The sequence below is a fragment of the Streptomyces sp. GLSS-08 genome, from assembly GCF_056387915.1.
This window is the reverse complement of record NZ_JBWJAQ010000001.1, coordinates 53,200-76,157: the sequence shown is the minus strand read 5'-3', so window position 1 is coordinate 76,157 and position 22,958 is coordinate 53,200. Positions and strand designations below refer to the sequence as shown.

Below are 22,958 nucleotides of genomic sequence, written 5' to 3'. Positions count from 1 at the left end.
CGGGGCGGCGACGCGGCCGATCCGCGTGAGACGGCGGAAGAGGGCCGGCGCATGATCCTGTCCATCGACTCGGCGGCCTGCACGGGCGCCGGGACCTGCGAGGCGATGCATCCGGAGCTGTTCCGGGTGGGTGGCGGCGGGTACGCCGTGGTGAGCAGGCGGGAGCTGACGGACCCCCAGGACATCGAAGCCGCCGCCGGTGTGCTGGACGTCTGCCCGACCGAGGCGGTCCGGCTCGAGCCGGCCGGTGCCGCGGAGGAGGGGACGGCGGCCTCGTAGGCGCACGGTCCGGTCAACGCGAAGGGGTGCCGCACGTACCGCCGGCCCATGACGGCGGTACGTGCGACACCCCTTCGTCCTTCTTCCCGTCCGGAGCCCTCCGGACGCGGGCGGCGGCGCCGTTGCCGTCACCCGGGGCCGGAGGGCCCGTGGAGGTGTGGTGCGAACCTGCCAGGTGTTACGCGGACTTCTTCTTCAGCAGTTCGACGAGGCTGGAGAAGCTGTCGCCCGCGTGGCCGGCGTCCATGGCGCGGCGGAACTGGTCCACCACGGCGGCCTGGAACGAGGTGTCCACGCCCGCGTCGCCGATGGTGTGCATGACGTGCTCGACGCTCGCCAGGCCCATCGCGAGGCGGTCGACGTCGCCCTCGTGGTTGCCTGCGTCGATGCGCTCGGCGTAGAAGCCGAGGAAGTGCGGCATGGCGAGCATGGTGTCGTTGGCGTGCGACAGGATGTCCGCCGCCTTGAGGCCGTTCGCGTCGGCGAGGGCGATCGCCTGCCAGTAGCTGAGCATGGACGGCCAGAACATCGCCATGCCGATCTGGTACATGAGGGCCGCCAGGCCCGGCTCGTCACCGCGGAAGTCCGTGCCGGTCAGCACTTCCAGGGCGGGCTGGTGCCGGTCGAAGGCGGCGCGGGGACCGCTGTAGAAGGTCTTCGACTCGGGCTTGCCGATGCCCGCCGGCGGGACGGTCACGCCACCGGTGAGGTGCACGCCGCCGCGCTCGGTGATCCAGCGAGAACCCGCCCGCGTCTTCTCCGGGGTGTCGGAGCTGAGGTTCGCGAAGACGTGACCCGACAGCACGCCGGCCGCAGGCTCCAGGACGGCGTACATGGCGTCGTAGTCGGTCAGGCTCAGAATCACCAGGTCGTTGGCCTCGACGGCGTCCTCGACGCTCTTGGCCAGGACGGCGCCGCGGGCCACCAGGTCGTCGGCCCGGGAAGCGGTGCGGTTCCAGACGGTGACGTCGTACCCGCTGTCGAGGAAGGCGCTGGTCATCGCCTGTCCCATGGGGCCGAGCCCGATCACGGTGACGGACTGGTTGCTGCTCATGGGCGGAGGACCTCCATTGGTCTGCTGTGCTGCACTAGAACGAGCGCTCCACTTGGCGCGTGAAAGAAAAATAGCACAACGCTAGGACGAACGCTCTACTTAGTCTTGGGTCCGTCCGGGCCGTCCGGGACCAGCCGTCGACAGGGCGTCAATCGGGCGCACTGGGGCGCACCGGCAGTGCGGGCTACGGCCCCGGTGCGGAGCGGGGTTCACCAGCGGATGCCCGCCGCCACCGGCAGATGGTCGCCGCCGGTGGCCGGCAGCACCCGGCCGCCCACAGCGCCTCCAAGAGCGGTTCGAAGGAGCCGACGGAGAAGGAACCCCCCTCGCGTACTGGCTGCGCGCCCGACAGCCGCGGCCGTGGACGACTTACACCAGGCAGGTATCGCCGTATCGGGTGCGCACCCGTACCGCAGTGGTCCCGGCACCGGGCCCGGCGCGGATCAGCGAATCGTGGTGCGCCCGCCGCCGAGAATCAGCGACTCGCGTCGGCTCAATCACGGCGACCGGCAGGCCAACGCCGCCTGCGCCGCACCGTGTTCACCCGGCTGCGTCACGACCCGCGCACCCAGGCGTACTGCAGAACGCCGCACCCACGAGGGCAGGACCCGACGTGAGAGGCGTCCGATGCCTCGAGCGATATGCCGCCCGAAGGTCTTCAACCTGGTCAGGACGGCATCCAGCATCCCCCCGTTATAGGGGCGTCCGTGATACGTGAGAGGGTCTGGGGCGTGAGTGAGACACCACCGAACACCCTGCAGTACCGCTTTGACGGGCCGGAAGACGCTCCGGTCCTGATCCTGGGTCCCTCACTGGGTACCACCTGGCACATGTGGGACCGGCAGATCCCGGAACTCGTGAAGCACTGGCGGGTCTTCCGGTACGACCTCCCCGGACACGGTGGCGCGCCGGCGTATCCGACCGGTTCCGTCACCGAGGTGGCCGGGCGGCTGCTCGCCACCCTCGACGCGCTCGGCGTCCAGCGGTTCGGGTACGCGGGCTGCGCGTTCGGCGGCGCGGTCGGGGTCGAGCTGGCGCTGCGCCACCCGCAGCGGCTCGCCTCCCTCGCCGTGATCGCGGCCTCGCCCCGCTTCGGTACGGCCGACGAGTTCCGCCGGCGCGGCGTGATCGTACGGACGAACGGGCTCGAGCCGATCGCGCGCTCGGCCCCGGAGCGGTGGTTCACGGGCGGGTTCGCCGCGGCCCAGCCCGCGATCACCGAATGGGCCGTGCAGATGGTGCGGACCACCGACCCGGGCTGCTACATCGCGGCCTGCGAGGCCCTCGCCGCGTTCGACGTCCGTGCCGAACTCGGCCGTATCGGGGTGCCGACGCTCGTCCTGGTCGGCTCCGAGGACCGGGTCACCGGGCCCGCCGAGGCGCGCACCCTGGTCGCCGGCATCCCGGACGCCCGGCTGGCCGTCGTACCCGGCGCCTCGCACCTGGTGCCGGTGGAACAGCCCGCCGCCGTCACGGACCTGCTCGTACGGCACTTCTCCACGGCCTGGCAGAACGCCTTCGACTCGGCGACCGGCCAGACGGCGGTCCCGGCGGCCCCCGCACAGCCGGTGCCGGCCCCGCCCGCACCGGTGGCGCCCGTCGCCGAGATCGCGCCCGCCGTCGCGCAGCCCGAGGCGCTGGGCCGGCCCGATCCCTACGACGCCGGGATCAAGGTCCGCCGCGAGGTGCTCGGCGACGCGCACGTCGACCGGGCGCTGGCCTCCGCGGACGCGTTCAGCGGGGACTTCCAGGAGTTCGTCACCCGGTACGCGTGGGGCGAGATCTGGGACCGTCCCGGCCTGGACCGGCGCACCCGCAGCTGTGTCACGCTCACCGCGCTGGTCGCGGGCGGTCACCTCGACGAGCTCGTCTTCCACACCCGCGCCGCCCTCCGCAACGGCCTCACCCCGGACGAGATCAAGGAAGTGCTGCTCCAGGCCGCCGTGTACTGCGGTGTCCCGGCCGCGAACAGCGCCTTCAAGGTGGCGCAGCAGGTCATCCGGGAGGAGACCACTCCCCAGGAGTGAGCGCCCGGGCCCCCGCGGGCCGCCGTGCGGACCGGCACGCAACCGCACTCTCCCGGACGGCAGGACGGAGCCGGGTGCCGGGAGCACCACCCCGCGCGGCGCCCCGGCGCGCCGGCGGAGGCAGGATGGACGCATGAAGCTCACGAAGAAGTCGCACGCCTGCATCCGTCTCCAGAAGGACGGGCGGACGCTCGTCCTCGATCCGGGTGTGTTCAGCGAGGAGGACGCCACGGCCGGCGCGGACGCGATCCTCGTGACCCACGAGCACCCGGACCACTTCAGCGAGGAGCGGCTGCGGGCCGCCATGGAGGCCAACCCGGCCGCCGCGATCTGGACCCTGAAGTCCGTCGCGGAGAAGATCTCCGCCGCCTTCCCTGGCCGGGTGCACACCGTCGGTCACGGAGACACCTTCACCGCCGCGGGTTTCGACGTGCAGGTGCACGGCGAACTGCACGCGGTGATCCACCCGGACATCCCGCGCGTCACCAACGTCGGCTACCTGATCGACGGCGGCCGCGTCTTCCACCCCGGTGACGCCCTCACCGTGCCCGACCGGAGCGTCGAGACGCTGATGCTGCCGGTCATGGCCCCCTGGAGCAAGATCTCCGAGGTCATCGACTACGTCCGCGAGGTGAAGCCGCAGCGCGCGTACGACATCCACGACGCCCTGCTCACCGACCTCGCCCGGCCGATCTACGACAACCAGATCGGCAGCCTGGGCGGCTCGGAGCACCTGCGGCTGGCGCCGGGAGCGTCCGCGGAGGTCTGAGCGACCGCGTTGTCGTACCCGCCCGGTAGGTTGGACGGCATGCGCATCGCCACCTGGAACGTGAATTCGATCACCGCCCGACTCCCGAGGCTGCTGGCCTGGCTGGAGAGCAGCGGCACCGACGTGCTGTGCATCCAGGAGACCAAGACCACCCTCGAGGCCTTCCCGGCCGACCAGCTCCGCGAGCTGGGTTACGAGTCGGCAGTGCACGCCACGGGCCGGTGGAACGGAGTGGCGGTGCTCTCCCGCGTGGGCCTGGAGGACGTGGTCACGGGCCTGCCCGGCGACCCGGGCTACGAGGGCGTGCAGGAGCCCCGCGCCGTCTCCGCGACCTGCGGCCCGGCCCGCGTCTGGTCGGTGTACGTGCCGAACGGACGCGAGGTCGGCCACCCGCACTACGCGTACAAGCTCCAGTGGTTCGAGGCGTTGAGGGCGGCGGTCGCGGGTGACGCGGCGGGCAGCCGCCCGTTCGCGGTCCTCGGGGACTACAACGTCGCGCCGACGGACGACGACGTCTTCGACGTCGCCGCCTTCGAGGGCGTCACCCATGTCACCCCGGCCGAGCGCGCCGCCCTCGCCTCCCTGCGCGAGACCGGCCTCTCGGACGTGGTCCCGCGCCCCCTCAAGTACGAGCAGCCGTTCACCTACTGGGACTACCGCCAGCTCGCCTTCCCCAAGAACCGCGGCATGCGCATCGACCTCGTCTACGGAAACGAGGCCTTCTCCAAGGCCGTCACCGACGCCTACGTGGACCGCGAGGAGCGCAAGGGCAAGGGCGCCTCGGACCACGCGCCGGTCGTGGTGGACCTGGACGTGTAGCCGCCGGGGACGCGGGGCGAAGCCCTACCGACCGCGTCCCCGACCTCCCAGGGCAATACACCTAGGGCGCCAGCAGCCCCAGGTCCACGGAATCCGCCAGCGCCGCCAGCCCCGCGTCCCCCGGATGCAGATGATCCCCGCTGTCGTAGGCGGGACGCAGCCGCGCCGGGCGGTCCGGATCCCGCAGCACCGCGTCGAAGTCGAGGACCCCGTCGAACCCGTCGCTGTCCCGGATCCACGCGTTCACCGCGACCCGCTGCGCGTCCGCCGCCGCGGTGCACAGGCTCTCGCCCTCGCAGGGCGCGATCGTCGCGGCGAGGACCCGGATCCCGCGGGCGTGGGCCCGGTCCGCGATCTCGCACAGCCCCGCGGTCACCTGGTCCGCGGACGCGCCCCAGCGCACGTCGTTGACGCCCTGGAAGACGACCGCCGTACGGGCCGAGGTCTGGGCGAGGACATCACGGTCGAGGCGGTGCAGGGCGCTCACCCCGCCGCTGTCGGTGGAGATCCCGTCGCCGGGATAGCGGTCGGTGACCACGCGGTTCGCCGAGACGCCCTGGTTGAGGATGCCGTAGCGGGGGATGCCGGAGGAGGCGCGGATCCGGTCGGCGAGCAGGTCGGGCCAGCGCCGGTCGGCGTCCGGCGCCGACTTCTCCCCGTCGGTGACGGAGTCTCCGAGCACCACCACGGAACCGGGGCCGCCGCCCACGTCCACACCGGTCAGCAGCGGCCAGCTGGTGATCGTGGAGGTGTACGCGTCGGGCGCCGAGTCGCGGGCGTGGTCGCCGGGCTCGCTGACGTACGAGCGCTGCACCGCGAGCCGGTGCACGGGCGCCGCGGTCACCGTCCCCGGCAGATGGAAGCTCACGAGCAGACCGGCGTCCGCGGGCACGTCGAAGCCCACGGGATCGCTGAACGCCTGGGCGCCGGCGGGGACGGTGGTCCCGGCCGCGCCCAGGAAGGACAACGGAACGGGCGCGGCGGCCGGCCGCGCACCCGCAGCCTGGACGGCCACCGTCGCACCGCCGATGTCCACCGGTGCGGACGCGAAGGTGTTGTCGAGCCGGACGCGCAGGCGCGACCCGCCCACCGAGGTGTGCACCACCAGGCGCAGCGTCCGGTCCGTCCAGGGACCGACGGCCTGGTAGCCGGAGGTCGCCGCGGCCCAACTGCCCGTCCAGGCGCGCGTCGAGGGCCGCACCGAGAGCGCGAACACGTGCAGCTGCCGGTTCCGGGGGAGCCGCACGGAGGCGACCTCGCGGGCCCGCGCGAGCGGCACCGTGACGACGTACAGTCGCGCCTTCTCGGCGAGCCGGCCGTCCGGCGTGTTGAGGTGCGGCAGCGCCACGGCCTTGGTGGCGAGCGGACCGACGCGCCAGTCGGGGGCGGTCAGCCGGTACGAGGAGACGGAGCCGTCCGCGTACCGGACCGCGCCCGTGCCGCTCACGTCACCGCCGCCGGTGCCGGCGACGAGGAACGCGAGCGCGTCCCCGCGGCCCCGCAGCCGCACCGCCTGTCCGTCGGCGCGCACGTTGTCGGGCTCGCCCGCCGCGCGGCGCGGCCAGGTCAGCCGGGCGCCCTGGACCGTCAGCGCGCGACCGGGCGTCCAGCCCGCGGCCGTCAGGTCCCGCGCCGACAGGGATCGTCCGAAACCGTCGAAGTCGGCTTCGCCCGGCTGTGCGTCGTCGCTGACCGCGGTGTTGTCGAAGAGCCGCTCCAGGGGAAGCGGACCGGCTTGCGGGGCCGGGACAGGAGCCGCGGACTCGGCGTACGCGACGGGCGTGCCGGCGAGCGACAGGCCGAGGAGCACGGCCGCTCCCCGAAGACATCGGCGCATCCCGGTTCCTCCCAGAGCGGTGACCGACGGGGTGACAGGTGCACCATGAAGCTAGGGAGGCGACCGGTACGCGTCAATGAGCCGCGTCCGGACGAGTGGTGAACTCATCCGGAGTCAGGTCACCGCGGACACCAGGGGGCCCGGCACGCACCGGAGCCCGGTGCGTCCGGTACACCCTCAACCTGTCCCAGGTGACGGCGCTGGGCGGCGACCTGCCGGCGGCCGTCCTGCGCTGAGCTGCTTACCGGCCCCTCGACGGGCGCGGCCAATGCGGATGATTCCGTGATCAACTGCCGCACGATACATTCGTGGAGATGCCGGGAACGCGGGCCCGTCGGCGAACGTTCCCCGATGGAGAGGCCGGTGATGGACATCCCCTTCCTGGACAGATGGCGCAGGCGGCACCTGGTGGGGCGCAGTCAGGTGCTGGCCGCGGCATTCGAGGACGACCCCGAGGGCGTGGCCGAGCTGCTCTCGGAGTGCGAGCTGCTCCGCTCCCAAGCCGCCATGGCCGGACTCGAACTGGACGACTCCCCGGCCTCGTTGACCGCCCTGGACCAGCTCCTGCCCCGCTGGCGGGACGACCCGGAGGCGCTGCCCTGGCTGGCGAACGACGCGGGCCTGTATCTCGGCTCGGTCGTCGTGCGGACGGTCCCCGGCGCCTCCTGGCAGGTGTGGCCCGGCGGCAGCCCCGCGGTGCGCCTCGCGTCGGGCCGTGAGATCCCGGTCGTCGAGGCGGGTCTGGACTGGGCGGTGCACGGCGCCCCGCAGCTCTCGCAGGTCTACGCGGAGGCCGCGGAGGCCTGACGGCCGCCGTCCGGATCACCCCGGACCCGCGGTGTCCGGTGGCCGGCACGGCGTGGGGTCCGCGGGCCGGCACCGCCGCGCCGTCGTCGCGTTCCCCTCAAATACGGTTAATCGCGGGCAGGGCGTGTCGCTCGGTGCGTCCCGTTGCGCGTGGATAGTTTGCGCTGACCGACACGGCTGAGAGTGGGCAGGTCCGGGATGGCCGTCGATCCGCTGATCGAACTGCATGACGTGAACAAGTACTACGGCGAGCTGCATGTCCTGCAGGACATCGATCTCACCGTCGGCAAGGGGGAGGTGGTCGTGGTCATCGGCCCCTCGGGGTCGGGCAAGTCCACACTGTGCAGGGCGATCAACCGGCTGGAGACGATCCACTCCGGGTCGATCAAGCTCGACGGGCAGCCGCTGCCCGACGAGGGCAAGGACCTCGCCAGGCTCCGCGCCGAGGTCGGCATGGTCTTCCAGTCCTTCAATCTCTTCGCCCACAAGACGGTTCTGCAGAACGTCTCACTGGGCCAGATCAAGGTCCGCGGCCGCAAGAAGGCCGAGGCCGACAAGCGCTCGCACGAACTCCTCGACCGGGTGGGTGTCGCCGAGCAGGCCGACAAGTACCCGGCGCAGCTCTCCGGAGGCCAGCAGCAGCGCGTGGCCATCGCCCGCGCCCTCGCCATGGACCCCAAGGCACTCCTGTTCGACGAGCCGACCTCGGCCCTCGACCCGGAGATGATCAACGAAGTCCTCGAGGTCATGCAGCAACTCGCCCGCGACGGCATGACGATGGTCGTCGTCACCCACGAGATGGGCTTCGCGAGGTCGGCCGCCAACCGTGTCGTCTTCATGTCCGACGGCCGCATCGTCGAGGACCGCACCCCCGACGAGTTCTTCACCGACCCGCGCAGTGACCGCGCCAAGGACTTCCTCTCCAAGATTCTCAAGCACTGAGGGGGAGCGCTTCGCATGATCCGCACGACAGGTGCGCACCGCGCGCCCCGCCCTCGCCGGATCCAGGTCACGCCGTACACGCCCGCGCCGAGGTCCGCACGGCCCGTACTGCCGCCGGTTCAGGCCCGGTTGGCCGTGATGTCGAGGGGCGTGTCCCCCTCGCCGCCGGTCGCCCGCGAGGGGTTTCGCACCTCCGGGCAACGGGTCGCGCCGAACCTCGACTACGATTTGCTGTTCATCCCCGCGGTGACGGTGACCTCGCCGATCCGCACCGGGATGTGCGGGCCGCTCGTCCGGTACACCCCTCGGGTGTCCCGGTGCGAACGGCGCAGTCCCGAGACCGAGGCCGCGGCACCGGCCGAACCAGGGACGCTGCTGCCGGGTGTGCGGTAGCTGAGAGGGCCAGGCCCGCCCGGCAGCAGCCGGAGATCACTGCTCGCGCAGGGGCACCGTCACATACGACGGGTCGTGTTCCGGCGAGGAGAAGGTCAGCTGCGCGCCGGTCGGGTTGTGCTCGATGTAGAGCGGGTCGACCGTGTCGACCACCAGCGCGAGCCGATGCCCTGCCGGGACGTCGTAGGCCGTGGAGAACAGCTCCAGGTCGACGCCGAACGGCTTGCCGGGCGTCTGCCCGTGGAAGGTGAACGGCGCGTGGCCGACCAGCTTGCCGAGGCCGAGCGGGCCCACGTCGTAGAGGTACGCGACGAGGGTGCCGCTCTCCTTGGTGCCGGTGACCGTGGTGTGCAACCGGGGCGTGCCGCGCACCTGCTGGGCGGTCGGGTACGCAGGCGACTGCCACACGGCGGCCCAGCGGCGCGGCAGCAGCGGGATCGAGGCCATCGGCGGCAGCTGGGCGAGCTGGTCCAGGAGGCTGGAGAGGACGACGACCCCGCCGTTCGCGCCCGAGTCGACGTTCGTGTGGATGGTCTTCTCGCCCGCGAGGGAGATCTTCCGGCCGGCGGCGCCCACGGACTTCCAGTCCGGGTAGCCCTCATAGCCGCCCGTGGAGCGCGGCTTGAGCCGGACCGGCTGCTCGCGGTCGACGCCGTTGTCCTCGCCCTTGAGGTAGTGGTCGAACCACCTGCCCGTGTCCGTCCACACGTCGTTGGGCAGCCCGAGCAGGCCGGTCGCCTCGGCGGTGGCGTGGTCACCGGGGCGGAACTGCAGACGTTTGGGGCCGGTCAGCCGCTCGTAGAAGTCGGCGTACTGGTTGGGCGGGAAGATCGAGTCGCCCCAGGCGTTGGCGAGCATGACCGCCGTGCCGTTGGCGTTGATCCGGTCGACGGCGTAAGCAGCGGAACGTTTCTTCCCCCAGTCGATCATCTCCTGCTCCTTCGACAGGTTCGAGCCGAGGAAGTTCTTCAGGGTCTGCTGGAGTTCGGCGCTGGGGCGGCCGGTGAGGTAGCCCGTGCCGCCCAGGAGCGCGGCGGCCTGGACGTGCTGGGTGCGGCCGGAGTAGATCGAGTCGATGAGGTCGGCCCAGCCGCTGAGGGCGGCCACGGCCTTGATGCGCTTGTCCTGTGCGGCGGTGAGCAGACTGATGCCGGCCGCGTACGAAACGCCCGCCATGCCGACCTTCGCGGCGTCGGCCGGAGTGTGCGCCAGCGCCCAGTCGATCACCCTGGACGCGTCGGCGGTGTCGGGCGGGCCGGCCACCTCTATCTCCCCGCCGGACTGCCAGAATCCCCGGGAGTTGTAACTGACCACCACATAGCCGGAGTCGGCCAGCCTCCGCGCCTGGGCGAGGTACTCGATCTGCGGCACGGACCAGCTCGTGGGCAGCACGAGCAGCGGGTAGCGCCGGGTGCCGTCGGAGCCCGCGGGCGTGACCACGTTGGCCCTGAGGATCGTGCCGCCGTCTCCGGCGATGTCGACGAAGCGGATGTCCGCCGTGCTGCCGGTGGCAGGCGCCGCCTGCGCGGTGGGGGCGAGGCCGAGGGCGGTGCCGGCGATCAGGGTCGCCGAAACGGCTCCTGCGGCGGTGGTTCGCAGGGCCTTGCGCGGGTGTCCCACGGGTCACTCCTCACTCGTGTCAGTGCAAAGTGACCCGAAGGTAGCCGCGGAGGCTTACTTCGGGTAACCCGTCGGTAAGTTACGTGCGAGTAACGATTGTTGAAGTGTTCATTTCGTGCACGTCGGCCACGAGTCCGACGGCATCGGGCCCGTACCCGCGAGTCGACGACCTCCGGCACTCGCGCCGAACCATGGTCGAGGCGCTCCTGACGGGAGCGTGGAGGGGAGTTACGCTGCGCGGACGGCTGTTGACTGGAGGTACGGATGCGTCGCCCTGTGGCACGGAGTCTGGCGGTTCTGGCGGCTTCGGCCGCGATGGTGTCGGTGGGCGCGGCGGCGCCGCCCTCGGCCGGTGCCGCGGAGAAGGTGCCGGTCGCCGTCGGCTACGGCGGCGCCGTGGCGAGCGTCGACGCGGACGCCTCCGCCGCCGGGATCGAGGTCCTGAAGAACGGCGGCAACGCGGTCGACGCGGCGGTCGCCACGGCGGCGGCGCTCGGCGTCACCGAGCCGTACTCGGCGGGCGTGGGAGGGGGCGGCTACTTCGTCTACTACGACGCCAAGTCCCGTAAGGTGCACACGATCGACGGCCGGGAGACCGCGCCGCTCACCGCCGACGAGAATCTGTTCGTGGAGGACGGGAAGCCGGTTCCGTTCGCGGACGCCGTCACCAGCGGGCTGGGTGTGGGCACGCCGGGGACGCCGGCCACCTGGCAGGAGGCCCTGGACGGCTGGGGCAGCAAACCGCTCGGTACCCTCCTGAAGCCCGCCGAGCGGCTGGCCCGCAACGGCTTCACGGTCGACGCGACCTTCCGCTCCCAGACGGAGTCCAACCAGGCCCGCTTCGCGGACTTCCCGGACACGGCCGACCTGTTCCTGCCCGGCGGCGCGCTGCCGGTGGTCGGGTCGACCTTCAAGAACCCCGATCTGGCGCGCACCTACCGGGAGTTGGGCCGCCGTGGCGTGGACGCGATGTACCACGGCGAGCTGGGCCAAGACGTCGTCGACACGGTGAACGATCCGCCGGTGGACCCCGCGTCGGGACGCGTGGCCCGCCCCGGGGAGCTCACGCTGAAGGACCTGGCCGCCTACGAGGCGAAGAGGCAGGCGCCGACGAAGACGTCGTACCGAGGCCTGAAGGTCTACTCGATCGCCCCCTCCTCCTCGGGCGGCACCACGGTCGGGGAGGCGCTCAACATCCTGGAGCGGACCGACCTCTCCAGGGCGAGCGAGGTCCGGTACCTGCACCGCTTCATCGAGGCGAGCCGGATCGCGTTCGCGGACCGCGGGCGCTGGGTGGGCGACCCCGCCTTCGAGGACGTACCGGCCAAGGAACTGCTGTCGCAGCGGTACGCGGACTCGCGCGCGTGCCTGATCAAGGACGACGCGGTGCTCACCAGCCCGCTGGCGCCCGGTGACCCGCGGCACCCGGCCGCCTGCAACACCGCGGGAACGGCGGCCCCCACGACGTACGAGGGCGAGAACACCACGCATCTGACGGCTGCCGACAAGTGGGGCAACGTCGTCGCCTACACGCTGACCATCGAGCAGACCGGCGGCAGCGGCATCACGGTCCCCGGACGCGGCTTCCTGCTCAACAACGAGCTCACCGACTTCTCGTTCACCCCGGCGAGCCCCGGCGTCCACGACCCGAACCTGCCGGGGCCGGGGAAGCGTCCCCGCTCCTCGATCGCCCCGACGATCGTCCTCGACCGGCACGACCGGCCGGTCGTGGCCCTCGGTTCCCCGGGCGGTGCGACCATCATCACCACGGTGCTGCAGACCCTCACCGGCTTCGTCGACCGGGGACTGCCGCTGGTCGACGCCATCGCAGCGCCGCGGGCCAGCCAGCGCAACCAGACGACGACCGAGCTCGAACCGGCCCTGTGGAACAGCCCGTTGCGGGCCCGGCTGGAGTCCCTCGGACACGGCTTCCGGCAGAACCCGGAGATCGGCGCCGCCACGGGCGTGCAGCGACTGCCGGACGGGAAGTGGCTCGCGGCGGCGGAGCGGGTGCGCCGGGGAGGCGGCTCGGCGATGGTGGTGCGGCCCGGGCGGTGAAGCACTTCAGCTCCGGTCCGGGCGCCCGAGGGCGTCCGGGCCGGACGTTGCGGCCGGGGAAGCGCGAGCCGCGGGAGCGACCGCTCCCGCCTGAAAACTCCCCGTAGCCGTCCCGTAACACGGTTGGTGTTCGCTACCGGGTCGGAGCACTCCAGTCGGGGCGGGGAGTTGGGCGATGGATGTGGAACAACTCCCGTTAGAAGTATGGGAGTTCGCTGCCTATCTGAACGGTCTTGTGACACGCCTCGACCAGGGCGGCGGCTGGTGCGGGGTCTTCTGGCAGCGTGATCCCGACGGCATGCGGGCCTGCCTGGACGGCTGGGAGGTGCCGCCCTGGGACGTCGTGGAGGCGCTCCTCCAGGACCTCGCGGCGGAGTACGGTTCCGCAGTCGCCGCCGGGGAGGCGGAGCGGGCCCGCGCGCTGCACGCGGCCTCGCTCGCCGCGTTCGACGCCCGGCCCGGCGGCCGTGACGCCCTCGGCGACCGTCTCGACGTCATGCTCCGCGAGCAGCGCTACGCCGTCGAACGCCAGGCCGAACTCGGGCGCCTGCTGGGTGCGGCCGCCTCCCGGGAGAGGGCCGCCTCGATCCGCCTCGACCTGGACTGGGCCCGCGACGACCACGACCGTGCCACGGCGCGCTGCGCGGAGCTGCGTCGGCGGATGCGGGAACTGGACCGCCGTGCGGGGCGCGCCCGCGAGCGGCGAGGTGCGGACCTCCCGGCCGCCGGGGGCGGGGCCGGGCCTTCCCGGACGGGGCACCCGAGGGGCGGGGCGCCCGCTTCCTGGTCCGCGTTCGCGGTGCAGCAGACCCCGGACCACCGGGACGGGCCCGGGACCCCGAACACCCCGGACCCCGCCGCTCACGTCGACGCCGCTCACCTCGCGGAGGCCCGGGCGGGCGCGCACGCCGCTCACCCGGACCCGGCAGACCCTGACACCTACGCCGCTCGATCAGTCGCGGCCGGCCAAGGCGCGTACGCCGCTCACCCGGTCGCGGCGGCCGACCCGGGCCTTGACGCGTACGCCGCTCACCCAGTCGCGGCCGACCCGGGCCCTGACGTGTACGCCGCTCACCCGGCTCCGGTCGACGAAGGCGCGTACGCCGCTCACCCGACCCCCGCCGACGCCGGCGCCAGGCCCGCCGAGCCTGCGGTCTCCGTGTCCAAGCCGCGCTCCAAGCGCCGCGCCCGCGGCGGGGCCCGGTTCGCCGGGATGGTGGAGGCGGACGACGCCCATGTCGCCGTCCCCGCGGTGGCGCCCGTCGTCCCCGCGGAGCCGGGTCCCGGCCGCCGTACGCCCCGAGGCGCCCGCTTCGCCGGAGCCGCCGAGGAGGCCGTACGCCCGCAACCCCGCAGACAGCCGCTGGACGAAGAGGGAAGGCGGGACACCGTGGACACCGTCGCGGCACTGGTGCGCCTGCGTGCCGAGGGCCGCAGCGGCGAGGCGCACGCCCTGCTCGTCGAGGCGGCGTACTGGCCCGCCGCCCGCTTCCCGCTGCTCGCCGCCGAACTGCACCGGGCGGGCCTGGACGCCGACTGGGCCACACTGCTGTGGGAGGCGGCCTCGCTGCCCGCCGGCCGGCTCGTCGCCGCGGCGGACGCCCTCGTCGCGGCGGGCCGCGTCGCGGACGGCCGGCAGATGCTGCGCCAGGGCGTCGCCCGGCCCGCCCCGGAGATGGGGGCCGCCGTACTGGAGCTGGCGGCGGCGGGCCGGGACCGGGACGTCCGCGCGCTGCTCGACGCCTACGTACGGGTCCGCCCGCCCGAGGAAGCCGCCCGCAGCGTGGCCGCGGACCCGCCCCACCTGGTCCCCCTGCTGCTGGAGTCCGCCCGCGGCGCCTCCGAGGAGTGCTACTGGGACCTCGTGCACGCGCTCCGGGTAGCCGGGTTCGCCGCCTGAGGCGGCGCCCCGGTGGCCCGCGCTCACCCACAGGAGTGTGAAACATGATCGACTCAGCGGGTTCACGACGATGGTCTTGGCAAGGCCGCCGCGGAGGCTTACTTTCGAGCCTCTACAGCCTTTGTCTACGGGCGTAGAAGCTCTCTGACGTCCCGTCGAAGGAGCACACCATGGCCAACGTCGTACGCGCCGCCCTGGTCCAGGCCACCTGGACCGGTGACACCGCATCCATGATCGCCAAGCACGAGGAACACGCGCGCGAGGCGGCCCGCCAGGGCGCGAAGGTCATCGGATTCCAGGAAGTCTTCAACGCACCCTACTTCTGCCAGGTCCAGGAGCCGGAGCACTACCGCTGGGCCGAACCGGTACCGGACGGCCCGACCGTCCGCCGGATGCAGGACCTGGCCCGGGAGACCGGCATGGTGATCGTCGTGCCCGTCTTCGAGGTCGAGCAGTCCGGTTTCTACTACAACACCGCGGCCGTGATCGACGCCGACGGCAGCTACCTCGGCAAGTACCGCAAGCACCACATCCCGCAGGTCAGGGGCTTCTGGGAGAAGTACTACTTCAAACCGGGCAACCTCGGCTGGCCGGTCTTCGACACCGCGGTCGGCAGGGTCGGCGTCTACATCTGCTACGACCGCCACTTCCCGGAGGGCTGGCGTCAACTCGGCCTCAACGGCGCCCAGCTCGTGTACAACCCGTCCGCCACCCACCGCGGTCTGTCCTCGCACCTGTGGCAGCTGGAGCAGCCCGCCGCCGCCGTCGCCAACGAGTACTTCATCGCGGCGATCAACCGGGTCGGCATCGAGGAGTACGGCGACAACGACTTCTACGGAACGTCGTACTTCGTCGACCCGCGCGGTCAGTTCGTCGGGGACGCGGCGAGCGACAAGACCGAGGAGCTCGTCGTCCGCGACCTCGACTTCGACCTGATCGAGGACGTGCGGCAGCAGTGGGCGTTCTACCGGGACCGCCGTCCGGACGCGTACGAGGGGCTGGTGCGGCCGTGACCGACCTGTACGCACGCCACCGGGCCGTCCTGCCCGACTGGCTCGCGCTCTACTACGCCGAACCGATCGAGATCACCCACGGCGAGGGCCGTCACGTCTGGGACGCCGACGGCAACAAGTACCTCGACTTCTTCGGCGGCATCCTCACGACGATGACGGCGCACGCCCTGCCCGAGGTGACCAAGGCGGTCAGCGAGCAGGCCGGGCGGATCATCCACTCCTCGACGCTCTACCTGAACCGGCCGATGGTCGAACTCGCCGAGCGCATCGCCCAGTTGTCCGGGATCCCGGACGCGCGGGTCTTCTTCACCACGTCCGGCACCGAGGCCAACGACACCGCCCTGCTGCTCGCCACCGCGTACCGGCGGAGCAACCAGATCCTGGCGATGCGCAACAGCTACCACGGCCGCTCCTTCAGCGCGGTCGGCATCACCGGGAACAAGGGCTGGTCACCCACCTCGCTGTCACCCCTCCAGACGCTGTACGTCCACGGCGGTGTCCGCTCCCGCGGCCCGTATGCCGGTCTGGACGACGCCGACTTCATCGCCGCCTGCGTCGCCGACCTGAAGGACCTGCTCGGCCACGTGCGCGCGCCCGCGGCCCTGATCGCCGAACCCGTCCAGGGCGTAGGCGGTTTCACGGCACCGCCCGACGGCCTGTACGCGGCCTTCCGCGAGGTGCTCGCGGAGCACGGCATCCTCTGGATCGCCGACGAGGTGCAGACCGGCTGGGGCAGGACGGGCGAGCACTTCTGGGGCTGGCAGGCACACGCCGCGGCCGGCCCGCCCGACATCCTGACCTTCGCCAAGGGCATCGGCAACGGCATGTCCGTCGGGGGAGTCGTCGCCCGCGCCGAGGTCATGAACTGCCTCGACTCCAACAGCATCTCGACCTTCGGCGGCTCCCCGGTGACGATGGCCGCGGGCCTCGCGAACCTCACCTACCTCCTCGAACACGACCTCCAGGGCAACGCCCGCCGGGTCGGCGGTCTGCTCATCGAGCGGCTGCGGGCCGTCGCCGCGCAACTGCCGGAGGTACGGGAGGTGCGCGGCCGCGGACTCATGATCGGCATCGAGCTGGTCAAGCCCGGCACGGGCGAGGCGCACCCGGAGGCCGCCGCGGCGGTCCTGGAGGCGGCCCGCGGGGCGGGCCTCCTGGTCGGCAAGGGCGGCGGCCACGACACCAGCGTGCTGCGCATCGCCCCGCCGTTGTCGCTGACCGTCGCCGAGGCGGAGGAGGGCGCCGCGATCCTCGACGGGGCGCTGAGAAGCACCCTGTAGCGGTGACGGGTCGTCCCCCGCCCGGCGCGGGGAGCCGGGGCCGCCCACGGTGGTGGCCCATCGGCCCTTCCCCCTTCACCGAGTCGACCGGAGGTGCGGGCCCTCGACCCCACGGATCCACAGCAGCGGTATCGCCTCAGTGCCCGCGGGCCCGCCGTATCCGGCGCACGCGGGCGAACCGGAAGGAGAGGGAGCATGAGCCGTACCGTCATCCGCGGTGGCCTCGTCATCACCGCGTCCGACGAGATCCACGCCGACGTCCTGATCGAGGACGGACGCATCGCCGCCCTGGCCGCGTCGGGCACCCCGGCCGCCGGGGCGTGGACGGCCGGGCGGCTGATCGACGCCACCGGGAAGTACGTGATTCCGGGCGGCGTCGACGCCCACACCCACATGGAGCTGCCGTTCGGCGGCACTTCCGCCTCCGACTCCTTCGAGACCGGCACCCGGGCCGCGGCCTGGGGCGGCACCACCACGATCATCGACTTCGCGGTGCAGAGCCCCGGCCACTCGCTGCGTGAGGGCCTGGACACCTGGAACGCCAAGGCCGACGGCACATGCGCGATCGACTACGGCTTCCACATGATCGTGTCCGACGTGAACCAGGAGACGCTCAAGGAGATGGATCTGCTGGTGGGGGAGGGTGTCACCTCCTTCAAACAGTTCATGGCCTACCCCGGCGTCTTCTACAGCGACGACGGCCAGATCCTGCGCGCCATGCAGCGCTCCGCCGAGAACGGCGGCCTGATCATGATGCACGCCGAGAACGGCATCGCGATCGACGTCCTCGTCGAGCAGGCGCTGGCCCGCGGCGAGACCGATCCGCGCTACCACGGCGAGGTCCGCAAGGCCCTCCTGGAGGCCGAGGCCACCCATCGCGCCATCAAGCTCGCGCAGGTCGCGGGGGCACCCCTGTACGTGGTGCACGTCTCCGCGCAGGAGGCCGTCACCGAAATCGCCCGCGCCCGCGACGAGGGCCTCAACGTGTTCGGCGAGACCTGCCCGCAGTACCTGTTCCTCTCGACGGACAACCTCGCCGAACCCGGCTTCGAGGGTGCGAAGTACGTGTGCTCCACCCCGCTGCGCCCGAGGGAGCACCAGGCCGCCCTGTGGCGCGGGCTGCGGACGAACGACCTCCAGGTGGTCTCCACCGACCACTGCCCCTTCTGCTTCGTCGGCCAGAAGGACCTCGGCCGCGGCGACTTCTCGAAGATCCCCAACGGTCTGCCGGGCGTCGAGAACCGCATGGACCTGCTCCACCAGGCCGTCGTCGACGGGCACATCTCGCGCCGCCGCTGGATCGAGATCGCCTGCGCGACCCCGGCCCGGATGTTCGGCCTGTACCCGAAGAAGGGCACCATCGCGCCCGGCGCCGACGCCGATGTGGTCATCTACGACCCGCGCGCCGAACAGGTCATGTCCGCCGGGACGCACCACATGAACGTCGACTACTCCGCCTACGAGGGCAAGCACGTCACCGGCCGGGTGGAGACGGTGCTCTCGCGGGGCGAACTCGTCATCACGGAGCGGGAGTTCACCGGACGCGCGGGGCACGGCGTCTACACCCCCCGCTCGACCTGTCAGTACCTGAACTAGGAGCGGCGCCCATGGACTTCGGACTCGTCCTGCAGACCGACCCGCCCGCCTCGCGGGTCATCAGCCTGATGAAGCGCGCGGAGCGCAACGGCTTCAGCCACGGCTGGACCTTCGACTCGGCCGTCCTGTGGCAGGAACCCTTCGTCATCTACAGCCAGGTCCTCGCCAACACCCGGAAGCTGACGGTCGGCCCGATGGTCACCAACCCGGGCACGCGCACCTGGGAGGTCACCGCCTCCACCTTCGCCACACTCAACGACATGTACGGCAACCGCACGGTGTGCGGCATCGGGCGCGGTGACTCGGCGATGCGCGTCGCCGGACGCAAACCCAACACCCTCGCCAGGATCAGCGGGGCGATGAAGGTCATCCGCGCCCTCGGCCGCGGCGACGAGGCCGACCTCGGCGGCACGGTCGTCCGGTTCCCGTGGGTCAGGCCCGGCGCCGAACTCCCCGTCTGGATGGCCGCGTACGGGCCCAGGGCGCTGAAGATGGCGGGGGAGGAGGCCGACGGTTTCATCCTCCAGCTCGCCGACCTCTATCTGACCGAGTACATGGTCAAGGCCGTGAAGCGGGCCGCGGCCGAGGCCGGCCGCGACCCGGCCGAGGTGACGGTCTGTGTCGCCGCGCCGGCGTACGTCACCGAGGACGACTCGCCCGAGGCACTCGCCCACGCCCGCGAGCAGTGCCGGTGGTTCGGCGGCATGGTGGGCAACCACGTCGCGGACCTGGTGTCCCGGTACGGCGACCACTCCGGCATGGTCCCGGACGAACTGACCGCGTACATCAAGGCCCGCGAGGGGTACGACTACGCGCACCACGGACGCAGCGGCAACCCCGACACGGCGTTCGTGCCCGACGAGATCGTCGACCGGTTCTGCCTGATCGGGCCGGTCGAGAAGCACGTCGAGAAGCTGCGCGCCCTGCGGGGCCTCGGCGTCGACCAGTTCGCCCTCTACGACATGCACGACGCGCAGGAAGCCGTCATCGACACGTACGGGACGAAGGTCATCCCCGCCGTCAACGGCCGGTAGGCCGGTCACGGCCGCCCTCCCGTCGACGGCCGCCCGTAGGAGGGCCGTTGTGCCCTTCCCCGGTTCTCCCCCTTCCCGCCGTCCCGGGGAGGGGGCCGGCGCGCTCCCCGCACGGCACTTCCCGGCACTGCTCACCTGATGGGCCTGCTCATGACCGGCACCGTCCCCGCCACGCCGACAGTCCCCTCCCGGCCAAGGCGACGGCCGGGCGGACGCCTCCCGGGCCGGCGGCCACGCCTGGACCATGTGGCTGTCCTTCGCCCTCTTTCGGGTCCTTCAAGTCGAGCGCGTGAACCGGCGGTGCGCCCTGCCGGAGCCGGTGCTACCCAGCGGCCTTCAGCGCGGCCACCGCCTCTTTCGCGGCCTTGATGGCGCCCTTGTTGATCTCGTCCGTACCGGGCGCCTTCTTCGTCTCGAAGTCACTGCCGTTGTACGTGATGATCACCAGCGCGTTCGACGCTCGGGCGACGACCACGCCCTCGCGGGTCTGCTGCTTGTCCTTGGTGGTGAGGTCCACGACGGAGTAGGCCGCGTCCCCGAGTCCGGGGACCGCCCCGCCGCCGCTCCTCTCCGTCGTGCGCTGCCGGTAGGCGCCGACGGCCGCCTCGTCCGACTTCTTGATCTCGTACGAGATGTCGAGCCAGCGGTAGTCGAAGCCCTTCAGCGCGTTCCAGGAACAGGTGCGCCGTGCGGACTTGTCCGTCGACGCGATCTCCTGCCCGGCCGTCTTGGCACCGGGGACGAGCGACTTGACGGTCTTTTCGCTCACGCCCCGGCACGGGGCGGGCGCGGCGGTGTACGTCCTCGGCGCCGCCGAGGCGGAGGGGGCGGGCGCCGTGCCGGTGACGGTCCTCGGCGCCGGTTCGTGGTCGGCGGTGGGAGCCGCGGCCAGCGGGCCGGACGTCAGGGCCCAGCCCGCCGAGGCGAGCACGGCGACCGGCAGCAGACGCGCGGTGAGAGCGAGCGGCAGAGGAAGAGAACGCACGGCGCACTTCTCGTGGGGGACGGTGCGGAAGGAGTCCGCACTGCGGACGGGACGACAGTGTCACACGAGTCCCTGTGGGGCGGAAGGGCGAACTCGCTCCGTGCCTGCCCGGTGACAGTGACACGACGGAGGGCGGGGTCCGGCGCCCCGCGGGAGTCCGGCCGGTGACGGCCGCTCGGGGACCGCCCGCCCGGGACCGCGGTCGGCGGCCCCGGTCATGCGATCTCCTCGCGGATGCGCAACGGCAGTTCGCGCTCGATGCGGTCGACGGCGGCGAACGCGCCGTACGCGATCAGCCGGACCAGGCAGTGGTCGGTGTACGGCGGCTGCTTCCACGCGGCCACGTCCTCACCCGTGATGCGGTACGGCGCCAGCGCGGCCAGCAGCGCCAGACGCGCGCCGGGACGGTCCGCGCGGCCGGGCAGCCCCGGAAAGCCGAGCGGCGGATGCGTGCCGTCCCACGCCTCGACCGCCTCCCGTACGAGGGCACGGTCCTCCTCGGCCAGCAGGGCGGCACCCGCGCTCGCCGCCGTGCGCAGCGCCGCGTACGCCGGGCCGACCGTCGTCCCGGCCGCCCAGGAGGGGCTGCTGCCCGGCTCGTCCAGGAGTGCCAGCGCGGCACCCGGTGCGACGTCCCGCCGCACCGCCGCCGACACCGAGCGGCCCACCAGGCTGCGTACCGCCCGGAACCGCTGGATGTTGCCGGGGAGCAGGTTCTCGGTCAGGAGGGAGGAGACGATCCGGTTGATGAAGTGGAAGGAGAGCACCGTGCCCAGGTACGCGGGGGTGTGCCCGGCGGGGAACGGGAGCGACGCCACGTCCGGGCTGCCCGGGACGCGGGTCGCCTCGCCCCAGGCGAGCACGCGCGCGTGTCCGCCGTCCCGAGGGAACTCCCCGCGTGCCAGCCGTTCCGCGAGGGCGTGGTCCCCGGTGGCGTGCAGCAGCATGGTGTGCGCGTCCACGCAGAACGGGCACCTGTTGGCACGCGACACCCCGAACGCCGCGAGTTCCTTGCCGGTGCGGCCGCCGTCCCCCGCGATCAGTGACTCGCGCATCAACGCCCAGGTGGCGGCGAGGAGTTCGGGGTCGGCGGAAAGGACGACGAAGGCCGGGGGGCTGTCGATGCCGAAGTCCCGGGCCAGTTGGGCGTAGACCTCGGCGGTGCGGCCGGTGGCCGACCTGGGCGGGACGGGCTCGGTGTGGCGGAAGGGCGACGTCATGGGGGAACCCTGGCTCCCGGGGGTGCTCTCCCGCGTCGTACGGGCGGACGGAACCGGGCCTGCGTCGGCGGAGCCCATCGCACCGCGGACTACTGCCCCGGGAGTAGCCCGATTACCGTTCACAGGTCTGACGCGTTTCCCGCCGACGCCGGTCTAGGGTGCGGACATGCACGGGGAGCGGCTGACGCGCAGGGACCTCGCCGACGCGGCACTCGCCGTCGTCGTCGGCGCGATCGTCGTGACCGCCGCGGCCTTCGACCGGGACACGACCGTGCTCGACCTCGCGCTGATCGTCACCGGATCGCTGGCCCTCGCCGCCTACCGGCGGGCACCGCGCGTGGTCCTGGCCGTCAGCGCGGCCGCCCTCACCGGACACGTCCTGCACGCCCAGCCGGGCACGCTGTCCGCCCTGCCGGTGCTGGCCGCCGTGCACACCGCGGCACGGGCCGGTCACCGTGCGGTGGCGGGCGCCGCGAGCGCCCTGTTCCTCGCCGGCTGCCTCACCACCGGGCCCACGACGCGGGAGGCCGTCGAGCGGGCGGCCCTGCTCGCGGGATGGTTCCTGTGCGCCCTCGTCGCCGGGCTGGCGGACCGCAACTGGCAGGCGTACCTGCGCCAGACCGAACAGCGCGCGCTGGAGGCCGAACGCACCCGTGAGGAGGCGGCACTGCGACGGGCGGATGAGGAACGGCTGCGCATCGCACGGGAGTTGCACGACTCGCTCACGCACAGCATCTCGATCGTCAAGCTCCAGGCGGGCGTTGCCGTCCACCTCGCCCGCAAGCGCGGCGAGGAGGTGCCGCCCGCCCTGCTCGCCATCCAGGAGGCGGGCGGCGAGGCGATGCGCGAACTGCGCGCCACCCTCGACGTGCTGCGCACCGACGAGCCCACCGGGACGCCCGCACTGCTCGTGGAGCGGGCCCGCGCGGCGGGACTTGCCGCCGAGCTGACCGTGACCGGCGACGAACGCCCGCTCACCGCCACGGTGGACCGCGCGGCCTACCGCATCGTCCAGGAGGCCCTGACGAACGCGGCCCGGCACGCCGGACCGGCGAAGGTGAGCGTGCGACTCGACTACGGACGCGACGAGTTGTCGGTACGCGTGGACGACGACGGAATTGCCGTACCGTCCCGGCCGCCCGAGCCGGGAACCGGCCTCACCGGCATGCGCGAACGGGTCACCGCACTCGGTGGCACCCTGCACACCGCGCCCCGCCCCGAAGGCGGCTTCTCGGTGCACGCCCTACTGCCCCTCGGGCTGCCGGAGAGCGCCGCGTGACGCGCGAGGGCACGGTGGGCGGCGGGCGCGGGGCGACGGGAGCGAG

19 protein-coding genes are annotated in these 22,958 nt (G+C 72.4%); 14 read left to right on the top strand and 5 right to left on the bottom strand.

The genetic code is table 11. The features are described 5' to 3' along the window. Positions 1-51 precede the first annotated feature (51 nt). A complete protein-coding gene (locus AC0ZLC_RS00330; protein ID WP_476749783.1) occupies positions 52-279 on the top strand; it encodes a ferredoxin in 228 nt (75 codons plus the stop codon). A gap of 178 nt (positions 280-457) precedes the next feature. On the opposite strand, the gene AC0ZLC_RS00325 is transcribed toward AC0ZLC_RS00330, so the two are convergent. Next, positions 458-1,333, bottom strand: a complete 876-nt coding sequence (locus AC0ZLC_RS00325; RefSeq protein ID WP_476749782.1) for an NAD(P)-dependent oxidoreductase — start codon at positions 1,331-1,333, stop codon at positions 458-460. A gap of 731 nt (positions 1,334-2,064) precedes the next feature. Between AC0ZLC_RS00325 and pcaDC the strand changes: the two genes are divergently transcribed. From pcaDC to AC0ZLC_RS00310, 3 genes are all read left to right on the top strand, one after another. Then, positions 2,065-3,360: a bifunctional 3-oxoadipate enol-lactonase/4-carboxymuconolactone decarboxylase PcaDC gene (pcaDC, locus tag AC0ZLC_RS00320; protein WP_476749781.1), complete on the top strand. Its 1,296-nt coding sequence runs from the start codon at positions 2,065-2,067 to the stop codon at positions 3,358-3,360. Between the two features lie 133 nt (positions 3,361-3,493). Next, positions 3,494-4,129, top strand: coding sequence for an MBL fold metallo-hydrolase (locus tag AC0ZLC_RS00315; RefSeq protein WP_476749780.1), 636 nt, complete (start codon positions 3,494-3,496; stop codon positions 4,127-4,129). Positions 4,130-4,168: 39 nt separating this feature from the next. Continuing rightward, complete coding sequence (locus AC0ZLC_RS00310) at positions 4,169-4,948, top strand: exodeoxyribonuclease III (RefSeq protein ID WP_476749779.1); 780 nt, start codon at positions 4,169-4,171, stop codon at positions 4,946-4,948. Between the two features lie 61 nt (positions 4,949-5,009). On the opposite strand, the gene AC0ZLC_RS00305 is transcribed toward AC0ZLC_RS00310, so the two are convergent. Then, the gene (locus AC0ZLC_RS00305; protein WP_476749778.1) at positions 5,010-6,785 is read right to left on the bottom strand and encodes an SGNH/GDSL hydrolase family protein; all 1,776 of its coding nucleotides are present in this window, start codon (positions 6,783-6,785) and stop codon (positions 5,010-5,012) included. Positions 6,786-7,151: 366 nt separating this feature from the next. Here AC0ZLC_RS00305 and AC0ZLC_RS00300 point away from each other — a divergent pair, with 366 nt between their 5' ends. From AC0ZLC_RS00300 to AC0ZLC_RS00290, 3 genes are all read left to right on the top strand, one after another. After that, on the top strand, positions 7,152-7,592 hold the full coding sequence (locus tag AC0ZLC_RS00300; protein ID WP_476750199.1) for a DUF6278 family protein: 441 nt from the start codon (positions 7,152-7,154) through the stop codon (positions 7,590-7,592). A 198-nt stretch (positions 7,593-7,790) separates the two neighbouring features. Next, positions 7,791-8,534 (top strand): amino acid ABC transporter ATP-binding protein, encoded by a 744-nt coding sequence (locus AC0ZLC_RS00295; protein ID WP_476750198.1) that lies wholly within the window; start codon positions 7,791-7,793, stop codon positions 8,532-8,534. 15 nt (positions 8,535-8,549) lie between these two features. Next, entirely contained in the window at positions 8,550-8,927 is a 378-nt protein-coding gene (locus AC0ZLC_RS00290; protein WP_476749777.1) for a hypothetical protein, read from the top strand. A gap of 36 nt (positions 8,928-8,963) precedes the next feature. Here the strand turns inward: AC0ZLC_RS00290 and AC0ZLC_RS00285 are convergent, their stop codons facing one another. Next, entirely contained in the window at positions 8,964-10,547 is a 1,584-nt protein-coding gene (locus AC0ZLC_RS00285) for an alpha/beta fold hydrolase (RefSeq protein WP_476749776.1), read from the bottom strand. Between the two features lie 264 nt (positions 10,548-10,811). Here AC0ZLC_RS00285 and ggt point away from each other — a divergent pair, with 264 nt between their 5' ends. The 6 genes from ggt (at position 10,812) to AC0ZLC_RS00255 (ending at position 19,428) form a co-directional block, all read left to right on the top strand. Beyond that, positions 10,812-12,605, top strand: coding sequence for a gamma-glutamyltransferase (gene ggt, locus AC0ZLC_RS00280; RefSeq protein ID WP_476749775.1), 1,794 nt, complete (start codon positions 10,812-10,814; stop codon positions 12,603-12,605). 175 nt (positions 12,606-12,780) lie between these two features. Beyond that, positions 12,781-14,505, top strand: coding sequence for a hypothetical protein (locus AC0ZLC_RS00275; RefSeq protein WP_476749774.1), 1,725 nt, complete (start codon positions 12,781-12,783; stop codon positions 14,503-14,505). Positions 14,506-14,675: 170 nt separating this feature from the next. Then, the gene (locus AC0ZLC_RS00270; protein ID WP_476749773.1) at positions 14,676-15,518 is read left to right on the top strand and encodes a nitrilase-related carbon-nitrogen hydrolase; all 843 of its coding nucleotides are present in this window, start codon (positions 14,676-14,678) and stop codon (positions 15,516-15,518) included. After that, complete coding sequence (locus tag AC0ZLC_RS00265; protein ID WP_476749772.1) at positions 15,515-16,798, top strand: aspartate aminotransferase family protein; 1,284 nt, start codon at positions 15,515-15,517, stop codon at positions 16,796-16,798. The genes AC0ZLC_RS00270 and AC0ZLC_RS00265 overlap by 4 nt, the downstream gene beginning before the upstream one ends. A gap of 195 nt (positions 16,799-16,993) precedes the next feature. Continuing rightward, positions 16,994-18,394 carry a dihydropyrimidinase gene (hydA, locus tag AC0ZLC_RS00260; RefSeq protein ID WP_476749771.1) on the top strand — a complete coding sequence of 467 codons (1,401 nt, stop codon included), beginning with the start codon at positions 16,994-16,996 and terminating at the stop codon, positions 18,392-18,394. Between the two features lie 11 nt (positions 18,395-18,405). Further along, on the top strand, positions 18,406-19,428 hold the full coding sequence (locus AC0ZLC_RS00255) for a TIGR03842 family LLM class F420-dependent oxidoreductase (protein WP_476749770.1): 1,023 nt from the start codon (positions 18,406-18,408) through the stop codon (positions 19,426-19,428). Between the two features lie 322 nt (positions 19,429-19,750). Here AC0ZLC_RS00255 and AC0ZLC_RS00250 read toward each other — a convergent pair whose 3' ends face one another. Both AC0ZLC_RS00250 and AC0ZLC_RS00245 read right to left on the bottom strand, forming a co-directional pair. Beyond that, positions 19,751-20,413 (bottom strand): hypothetical protein, encoded by a 663-nt coding sequence (locus tag AC0ZLC_RS00250; RefSeq protein WP_476749769.1) that lies wholly within the window; start codon positions 20,411-20,413, stop codon positions 19,751-19,753. Between the two features lie 215 nt (positions 20,414-20,628). Continuing rightward, positions 20,629-21,633 (bottom strand): carboxymuconolactone decarboxylase family protein, encoded by a 1,005-nt coding sequence (locus AC0ZLC_RS00245; protein ID WP_476749768.1) that lies wholly within the window; start codon positions 21,631-21,633, stop codon positions 20,629-20,631. Positions 21,634-21,799: 166 nt separating this feature from the next. Here AC0ZLC_RS00245 and AC0ZLC_RS00240 point away from each other — a divergent pair, with 166 nt between their 5' ends. Continuing rightward, complete coding sequence (locus tag AC0ZLC_RS00240; protein ID WP_476749767.1) at positions 21,800-22,912, top strand: sensor histidine kinase; 1,113 nt, start codon at positions 21,800-21,802, stop codon at positions 22,910-22,912. The last annotated feature ends 46 nt before the right edge of the window (positions 22,913-22,958 follow it).

Excerpts from the sequence above, each read along its gene's own strand:
- AC0ZLC_RS00330 (WP_476749783.1), top strand. The coding sequence starts at position 52 with ATGATCCTGTCCATCGACTCGGCGGCCTGCACGGGCGCCGGGACCTGC.
- AC0ZLC_RS00325 (WP_476749782.1), bottom strand. The coding sequence starts at position 1,333 with ATGAGCAGCAACCAGTCCGTCACCGTGATCGGGCTCGGCCCCATGGGA.
- AC0ZLC_RS00315 (WP_476749780.1), top strand. The coding sequence starts at position 3,494 with ATGAAGCTCACGAAGAAGTCGCACGCCTGCATCCGTCTCCAGAAGGAC.
- AC0ZLC_RS00310 (WP_476749779.1), top strand. The coding sequence starts at position 4,169 with ATGCGCATCGCCACCTGGAACGTGAATTCGATCACCGCCCGACTCCCG.
- AC0ZLC_RS00305 (WP_476749778.1), bottom strand. The coding sequence starts at position 6,785 with ATGCGCCGATGTCTTCGGGGAGCGGCCGTGCTCCTCGGCCTGTCGCTC.
- AC0ZLC_RS00300 (WP_476750199.1), top strand. The coding sequence starts at position 7,152 with ATGGACATCCCCTTCCTGGACAGATGGCGCAGGCGGCACCTGGTGGGG.
- AC0ZLC_RS00295 (WP_476750198.1), top strand. The coding sequence starts at position 7,791 with ATGGCCGTCGATCCGCTGATCGAACTGCATGACGTGAACAAGTACTAC.
- AC0ZLC_RS00290 (WP_476749777.1), top strand. The coding sequence starts at position 8,550 with ATGATCCGCACGACAGGTGCGCACCGCGCGCCCCGCCCTCGCCGGATC.
- ggt (WP_476749775.1), top strand. The coding sequence starts at position 10,812 with ATGCGTCGCCCTGTGGCACGGAGTCTGGCGGTTCTGGCGGCTTCGGCC.
- AC0ZLC_RS00275 (WP_476749774.1), top strand. The coding sequence starts at position 12,781 with ATGGATGTGGAACAACTCCCGTTAGAAGTATGGGAGTTCGCTGCCTAT.
- AC0ZLC_RS00270 (WP_476749773.1), top strand. The coding sequence starts at position 14,676 with ATGGCCAACGTCGTACGCGCCGCCCTGGTCCAGGCCACCTGGACCGGT.
- hydA (WP_476749771.1), top strand. The coding sequence starts at position 16,994 with ATGAGCCGTACCGTCATCCGCGGTGGCCTCGTCATCACCGCGTCCGAC.
- AC0ZLC_RS00255 (WP_476749770.1), top strand. The coding sequence starts at position 18,406 with ATGGACTTCGGACTCGTCCTGCAGACCGACCCGCCCGCCTCGCGGGTC.
- AC0ZLC_RS00245 (WP_476749768.1), bottom strand. The coding sequence starts at position 21,633 with ATGACGTCGCCCTTCCGCCACACCGAGCCCGTCCCGCCCAGGTCGGCC.
- AC0ZLC_RS00240 (WP_476749767.1), top strand. The coding sequence starts at position 21,800 with ATGCACGGGGAGCGGCTGACGCGCAGGGACCTCGCCGACGCGGCACTC.